General features: G+C 73.2%; 6 protein-coding genes and 1 pseudogene. 6 read left to right on the forward strand and 1 reads right to left on the reverse strand.

The genetic code is table 11. From position 1 onward, the window contains the following. The 4 genes from FOE67_RS30345 to FOE67_RS11105 all read left to right on the forward strand — a co-directional run. Nucleotides 1-672: cobalamin B12-binding domain-containing protein (locus FOE67_RS30345; RefSeq protein WP_323384708.1), on the forward strand; the 672-nt coding region annotated here is incomplete at its 5' end. Next, entirely contained in the window at nucleotides 669-1,967 is a 1,299-nt protein-coding gene (locus tag FOE67_RS11095) for a methylaspartate mutase (protein WP_182663107.1), read from the forward strand. The genes FOE67_RS30345 and FOE67_RS11095, both read left to right, overlap by 4 nt. A gap of 50 nt (nucleotides 1,968-2,017) precedes the next feature. Further along, nucleotides 2,018-4,042 carry an FAD/NAD(P)-binding protein gene (locus FOE67_RS11100; protein WP_182663109.1) on the forward strand — a complete coding sequence of 675 codons (2,025 nt, stop codon included), beginning with the start codon at nucleotides 2,018-2,020 and terminating at the stop codon, nucleotides 4,040-4,042. Then, the gene (locus FOE67_RS11105) at nucleotides 4,039-5,736 is read left to right on the forward strand and encodes an AMP-binding protein (protein WP_438874206.1); all 1,698 of its coding nucleotides are present in this window, start codon (nucleotides 4,039-4,041) and stop codon (nucleotides 5,734-5,736) included. The genes FOE67_RS11100 and FOE67_RS11105 overlap by 4 nt, the downstream gene beginning before the upstream one ends. A 91-nt stretch (nucleotides 5,737-5,827) precedes the next feature. On the opposite strand, the gene FOE67_RS11110 is transcribed toward FOE67_RS11105, so the two are convergent. After that, nucleotides 5,828-6,406: a CGNR zinc finger domain-containing protein gene (locus tag FOE67_RS11110; RefSeq protein WP_182663111.1), complete on the reverse strand. Its 579-nt coding sequence runs from the start codon at nucleotides 6,404-6,406 to the stop codon at nucleotides 5,828-5,830. A gap of 150 nt (nucleotides 6,407-6,556) precedes the next feature. Between FOE67_RS11110 and FOE67_RS11115 the strand changes: the two genes are divergently transcribed. Together FOE67_RS11115 and FOE67_RS11120 are read left to right on the forward strand one after the other, a co-directional pair. Beyond that, nucleotides 6,557-7,012: a VOC family protein gene (locus FOE67_RS11115; protein ID WP_182663113.1), complete on the forward strand. Its 456-nt coding sequence runs from the start codon at nucleotides 6,557-6,559 to the stop codon at nucleotides 7,010-7,012. 31 nt (nucleotides 7,013-7,043) lie between these two features. After that, nucleotides 7,044-7,305 (forward strand): annotated as a pseudogene (locus FOE67_RS11120) (pyridoxamine 5'-phosphate oxidase family protein); the annotation flags it as partial.

Consider the following 7,305-nt stretch of genomic DNA (forward strand, 5'->3'; position numbering starts at 1 on the left):
CTGGAGGCCGTGCGGGCGGCCCGCGCGCACACCGTCGGCACGCTCACCATCGACAGCTACACCCGGGTGGGCGACCTCGCGTCCGCCCGGCGGGCGCTGGAGGAGGGGGCGGATCTCAACGGCTACCTTCGATCCGAAGGAGATTCCGTCGTGTCCGCACCGATTTCCCACCCCCTTCCGGCAACCGGCTCGGGCGAGCCCGATCAGCTTTCCCCCGGGCTCCCCGGGCCCGGGTCGTGCGCGAGTCGCGTCCTCGTCTCCAGCGTCTCCTCCGACTCGCACACCTGGAACCTCGTCTTCCTCCAACTCCTCCTGGAGGAGATGGGGCACGAGGTGACCAACATCGGCTCCTGCGTCCCCGACGAGTTGCTGATCGAGGAGTGCCGGCGGGTCCGACCCGACATGGTCGTCATCAGCAGTGTCAACGGCCACGGGGCGCTGGACGGCGCCCGCATGGTCCGCAGGCTGCGGGAGCAGCCCGACCTGCGGGACCTCCGGGTCGTCATCGGGGGCAAGCTCGGCGTGCGCGGGACCGACGGCGACTTCCACGGGCCCGCCCTGATGGAGGCCGGCTTCGACGCGGTGTTCGAGGACGGCGCGGGGATCACCGAATTCCGTCGCTACCTCGCCGGGAGCTCCGTACCGGCCCTGGCCGCCCCCGCCCTCCGGTGAGCGTTCCCCGTACCCGGGATCCCCTGCCCGGCTCCTTCGCCGCCGCCGTCCACACCGCCCGCCGGGCGGGAAGGCTGGTGGTGCAGCCCCGGATGGGGTTCGCGGACACCACCCGCATGAGACGGGGTCTGGAGGCCGTGCGGGCGGCCCGCGCGCACACCGTCGGCACGCTCACCATCGACAGCTACACCCGGGTGGGCGACCTCGCGTCCGCCCGGCGGGCGCTGGAGGAGGGGGCGGATCTCAACGGCTACCCGATCGTCGCCCACGGGCCCGACACCACACGCGAGTTGGTGGCCGACCTCCTCGGCGACGGCTTCGCGGTGCAGGTGCGCCACGGTTCCCCCGATCCCCGCCACATCGTCCGTGCCCTGCTCGCGGCGGGGCTCGACGCGACCGAGGGCGGCCCGGTCTCCTACTGCCTGCCCTACAGCAGGACCCCCCTGCGGGACTCGGTCGACGCGTGGGCGCGCAGCTGCGAACTGCTCGCCTCCCGGCCCGGAACCCATCTGGAGAGCTTCGGCGGGTGCATGCTGGGGCAGCTCTGTCCGCCCTCGCTGCTGGTCGCCCTCTCCGTGCTGGAGGGGATCTTCTTCCGCCGGCACGGGATGCGGAGCGTCTCGCTCAGCTACGCCCAACAGACCCATCGGGGCCAGGACATCGAGGCACTGCACGCGCTGCGCACCCTCGCCGACGAGCACCTGGCCGACCTGGACCGGCACATCGTCCTCTACACCTACATGGGGGTCTTCCCCAGCACCACGGCCGGCGCGCTGGAACTGCTGCGGGACAGCGCCCGACTCGCCGCCGTCACCGGCACCGAGCGCATGATCGTGAAGACCTCGGCCGAGGCACACCGCATCCCCACCGTCGAGGACAACGTCCACGCCCTGGAGGAGGCCGCCGCCGCGGCCGCCGCGGCCGGGGGGCGAACGGCGCCCCCGGAGGGGGAGTTCGGTGTCCTGGCGGAGGCACGGACCCTGGTGGACGCCGTCCTGGATCTGGACGCCGACATCGGACGAGCACTGATCAAGGCGTTTCGCGCCGGGGTGCTCGACGTGCCCTACTGCCTGCACGCCGACAACGCCCAGCGCACCCGTGCCCACATCGACTCCCGCGGCAGTCTCCAGTGGCACTCCACGGGCTCCATGCCGATCACCGCCTCTCCCGCCCCCGGGCACTCGGTCCTGCGTGCCGACGATCTCCTCGGCATGCTCTCGCACACCCGCGAGCGCTTCGACCGCATGGCCCTGACCACCGGCGCGTCGGCCCCCGACGCCGGTCTCCCGGCCTGAGCCGGACCCTCCCGATTCGTTCCGTCCCTTCCCGACGACAGGAAGCCATCGTGTCCGGATTTCCCTCGCCCCGTCCTCCTCTCGTCCTGGCCGTCATCGGCAGCGGCCCCCGCGGCATCTCCGTCCTCGAACGCCTCGCCGTTCGAACGGCGGAGGAGGCCCGGGGGGCCGGAGACGGCACCGTGCCCCGTCCGGTCAGGATTCATCTGATCGACGCCGTCGAGGTCGGCGCCGGGCGGGTGTGGCGCACCGACCAGGACCCCTGGTTCACCATGAACACGGTGGTCAGCCAGGTGACCATGTACTCCGGGGAACCCGACGGGGGCCCGACCAGGCCCGGAGCCGGGCCGTCGCTCGGGCAGTGGGTGGCCGAGCGTGCCCGCCGGGGCGGGGAGCCGTTGGGTCCCGACGACTACGCCCCCCGGGTCCTCTACGGCCACTACCTGGCCGATGTGTACGCGACCGTCGTCCGCCACCTCCCTCCCCACGTGGAGCTGATCCCCGTCACCGGGCGGGTCACCGCTCTGCGCGGCGGGCCGGAGGGCGGCTACCTGCTGAGTCTCGACACCGCTCCGCACCTCCTGGAGGCGGACCGGGTGGTGTTGGCCACCGGGCATCCGGTCAACGCCCCCGCCGAGCACGAGAGGGGGATGGTGGAGTTCGCGGCCCGTACCCCGGGTGTCCGGTACGTGTGCGGGGACTCGGCGGCCGACATGGACCTCGGGGAGGAGAGCATCCCCCCGGGCGGCACGGTGGGCATCCGGGGCCTGGGGCTCTCCTTCTACGACGTGATGCTCTCCCTCACGGTCGGCCGCGGCGGTCGCTTCGAGCGGGACGCCGACGGGGAGACGGTCTACCGGTCCGGTGGGCGGGAACCGTTCATCGTCGCCGGCTCGCGCAGCGGGCTGCCCATCCCGGCCCGGGGCCGGAACCAGAAGGAGCCCTCGCACGCCCACCGTCCGCTCTTCCTCACCCGGGAGGCCCTGGCCTCGGCCCGCGATCGTCGTCGCGCGGCGACCGGCAGCGGTCAACTGGACTTCGCCGAGGACGTCCTGCCCCTGCTGTTGCGGGAGGTCGAGCACGTGCACCGGGTCACCCGGGTGCGGGCGATGCGGGGGGAGGCGGCGGCCGCGGAGTTCGCCCGTGAGCACGCCGAGGCCCTCCGGTCCGGGAAGCCGTGCGAGCCGCTTCTCGCCCGCGCGGGACTGGCGGACCTTCCCCCGCTCGACCCGTGGGCGCTGGCCAGGCCGTTCGGTGACGAGGAGTTCGACTCGCCCGCGGCGTTCCGGGCCCGGGTGCTGGAGGTCATGGACGAGGATCTGCGGGAGGCGGCCCTCGGCACGGTGGACGGCCCGCTGAAGGCGGCACTGGACGTGCTGCGGGACATCCGCAACATGGTGCGCGAGGCGGTGGACCACGGAGGGTTGCTGCCGCGTTCCCACGTGGAGGACTTCCGGGGCGGTTTCCTGCCCGTCAACGCCCTGCTCTCGGCCGGTCCGCCGATGTACCGGGTGGAGCAGCTGCGGGCGCTCATCCGGGCGGGCGTGGTCGAGATCGTCGGCCCGCACACCCGTTTCGTCGCCGACGGGAAGGCGGGGGCCTTCCGGGTGGACTCCCCCCGGGTGGCGGGGTCGGCCCGGTGGGTGAGGGCCCTGGTGGACGCCCGCATACCGGAGCCGGACCTCGGTCGGGACACCTCCCCCCTCATCCGGCAGCTGCTCGACGAAGGGGTGATCCGGAGGTACGGGATCACCGGTCCCGACGGGGAGACCCACCTGACGGGAGGCATGGAGGTCACACCGGCGCCGTTCCGGGTGGTGGACGCGAGCGGACGGGCCCTGCCCGACCTGTACGCCCTGGGCATCCCCACCGAACACACCCGGTGGTTCACCCAGGTGGGCTCCGGACGCCCGGGGGTGCGCACCCTGTTCCACCGGGACGCCGACTCCATCGCGGTGGACGCGCTGCGTCCGCTTCCCCCGGCGGGCGGGTCCCCGGTGGCCCCGGAGCCGGTCGCCGTTCACGGCCGGGTCGTGTCCGGTGCCCCCGTCGTCGAGCGGGGTGGGGCGGCGTGAGCGCGATGTCCCCCGGGGAGGTCTTCCGCGCGGCCCGGGACGTCCTGTTGCGCCACCGGACCGACTGGGAGGCGGCCGTCGCGGAGTTCCGCCGGCCGGAACTCCCGCTTTTCAACTGGGCCCTGGACTGGTTCGACACGCTGGGCGAGGGGCCGGAGCGTCCCGCCCTGCGCCTGGTGGGTGCCGGCGGGCCGGAGACCGACCGGATCCTCGGCTTCGGCGAGCTCTCCGAGCGTTCGGACCGCCTGGCCAACTGGTTGCGGTCGATCGGTGTCGAGCGGGGCGATCCCGTCCTGCTGATGCTCGACAACCGCGAACCGGTGTGGGAGTCGATGCTGGCCGCGATCAAGCTCGGCGCCGTGCTCGTCCCGACCTACACCACGGCGACCCCGGCCGAGCTGCGGGACCGGGTCCTGCGCGGTGAGGTGCGGTACGTGATCGCGGAGGCGGCGCTCTCCGAACGGTTCGCCGGGGTGCCGGGGGAGTGGGTCGGTATCGGCGTGGGGGGCCCGGCGCGCGGCTGGTTGCGGTACGAGGACTTCCTCGGGGCCGATCCCCGATTCGTCCCGGACGGGGTCACCCGGGGCGAGGACCCGTTGTTCCGCTACTTCACCTCCGGAACCACCTCCGCGCCCAAGATGGTGGAGCACACCCACCTGAGCTATCCGGTGGGTCACCTCTCCGGGATGTACTGGAACGGTGTCCGCCCCGGGGACGTGCACCTCAACATCTCGGCGCCCGGGTGGGCCAAGCACGCCTGGAGTTCGTTCTTCGTGCCGTGGAACGCGGAGGCCACCGTGGTGGCCCTGGACGCCGCCGGGAGCACTCCCCGGCGGGTGTCGGAGGTGCTCCGCGATCGGGGGGTGACCACCTTCTGCGCGCCGCCGACCGTGTGGCGCGCCCTGGTGACCGCCGGGCTGGGGGACCGACCGCCGGCGCTGCGCGAGGCGGTGGCGGCGGGGGAACCCCTGGAGCCGTCGGTGGTGCGGGAGGTGGCGCGCCGTTGGGACCTGTCGCTGCGCGACGGGTACGGGCAGACCGAGACCACCGGGCAGATCGGCAACCCGCCCGGGCGGGTCCCGGTTCCCGGCAGCATGGGGGTGCCGTTGCCGGGCTACCGGATCACGCTGGTGGATCCGGAGACCGACCTGCCCGTGCCGGACGGCGAGCCGGGCGAGATCTGCCTGGATCTGTCGGAACGTCCGCTGGGGTTGATGCGCGGGTACGCGGGTGATCCGGAGCGCACCGCCCGGGCCATGGCGGGGGGCCGCTACCGCACCGGTGATCTCGCCGTGCGGGCCCCCGACGGCAACCTGACCCACGTGGCGCGGGCGGACGACATGTTCAAGTCCTTCGACCACCGGATCTCGCCACGCGAGTTGGAGACCGTGCTGTTGGCCCACCCGGCGGTGGCGGACGCGGCGGTGGTTCCCGTCCCCGACCCCATCGGTCTGTGGGTGCCGAAGGCGTGTGTCGTACCGGCGCCGGGCCACGCCGCGGGTCCCGGGACCGCGCACGCGCTCTTCGCCGCGGTGCGCTCCGAGCTGCCGCCCGAGAAATGGGTGCGGGTGGTGGAGTTCGTCACCGAGCTGCCGCGCACCTCCTCGGGCAAGACCCGCCGGGCGGAGCTGCGGGAGCGATCCGCCGGGGCCCGTGGGCCGGTGTACCGGATCGACGCCCCGGCGACCATCTGACCCGACCCGACCCGACCCGACCCGACCCGACCCGACCCGGTCCGAGCCGACCCGGTCCGGGACGCCCCCCCCGCGGGCGCCCCGGGCCGGGTCAGTCGTGTTCGGGACGCCTGCGGGCGTGATGGCGCCGGGCCTTGGCCCGGTTGCCGCACCCGGCCATGGAGCACCAGCGGCGGGTGCCGTTCTTGGACGTGTCGTGGAAGTGCAGCACGCACTCGGAGCCGGCGCAGGGGCGGATGCGTTCGGGACGATCCGCGAGCAGCCGGAGCCAGTCCTCCGCCGCCGCCCAGGCCGGCAGCCAGGAGGGGGAGTCCACCTCGATGACGTCCTCCGGGCCCCCGGGGGTGAGGTTCCGGCGGATCCGGCCCCGCGCCAGGACGGCGTTGAGTTCGGCGATCGCCCCCGGCGCGGGGGAGAGGGGTGTGTCGATCAGCGCGGCCAGCGCGTCGCGGGCCCGCAGCAGGTGGTCCAGGGTCTCCGCGTCGGCGGTCGGCGGGTCACCGGCGGGGAATCGGGCGGCCCACCCCCTCAACCACACGGCCAGTCCGGTGGTGGAGGCCAAGAGGTCCCGGGGGCCGGTGGCGTCGACCCAGCGGGTGTTGAGCAGGTCGATGGCCATGGGCTCGCCGGTGAGGGGGCGGGGATCGTCGGTCTCGGGGGCTCGCGTCATCGGGCCGGTCCTTCCGTCACGGGCAGCTCCACCTCCACCCTAACCGGCCAAGTGAAGATCACCGGTTGACGGACGCCATTTCTAACCCTTAAAGTCTCTTTCAATGGTTGCGAACGGCAGCGCGACCCCAACCGAAGGCATGTGATGACCATGAGCAAGGCGCAGACACTCCAGACCGGCCACGTGGGTCTGAACGTCACCGACATGGAGCGTTCCCTGGCCTTCTACCGAGAGGTCTTCGACTTCGAGGTCATGGCGGAGGGCAAGGAGGAGGGCCGCCGCTGGGCCTTCCTCGGTCGCGAGGACCGCCTGATGATCACCCTGTGGCAGCAGAGCGAGGGCACCTTCCGGCCCGACACCCCCGGCCTGCACCACCTCTCCTTCCAGGTGGGGACCATGGACGAGGTGGAGGCCACCGCCGAGGTGCTCCGTCGGCTGGGCACGGAGTTCGCCCACGACGGGGTGGTTCCGCACGGTGAGGGCGCCGAGTCCGGCGGCATCTTCTTCACCGACCCCGACGGCACCCGCCTGGAGATCTACGCCCCCTCCGGCGCGGACCCGTCCGCGGCCCCCACCCCGGGCGCCCCCACCTGCGGCTTCTTCTGATCGAACCGACTCCGGCAGGGAAAGGAACGCCGTGGCCGACTACCACGACGGTGAGGTCACCGTGCAGCGACGCGCGCGGCTCGCGGAGCAGGCGCGCTTCTCCCTCGGTGGCATCGGGGAGACCGTTCCGGAGGTCGCCGCGGCGTTCCTCGCCGAACAACCGATGATCGTGCTCGGCGGTGCCGACGGCGCGGGCCGGATCTGGGCCACCCAGCTCACCGGCGAACCGGGCTTCCTGGAGGTCCCCGATCCGCGCACCCTCACCATCGACGCCCTCCCCGACCCCACCGATC

Source organism: Streptomyces calidiresistens (assembly GCF_014141525.1).
In the GTDB taxonomy this organism is placed as follows: domain Bacteria; phylum Actinomycetota; class Actinomycetes; order Streptomycetales; family Streptomycetaceae; genus Streptomyces; species Streptomyces calidiresistens.

Coding starts and splice junctions, on each gene's coding strand:
- FOE67_RS11115 (WP_182663113.1), top strand. CDS start 6,557: ATGAGCAAGGCGCAGACACTCCAGACCGGCCACGTGGGTCTGAACGTC.
- FOE67_RS11110 (WP_182663111.1), bottom strand. CDS start 6,406: ATGACGCGAGCCCCCGAGACCGACGATCCCCGCCCCCTCACCGGCGAG.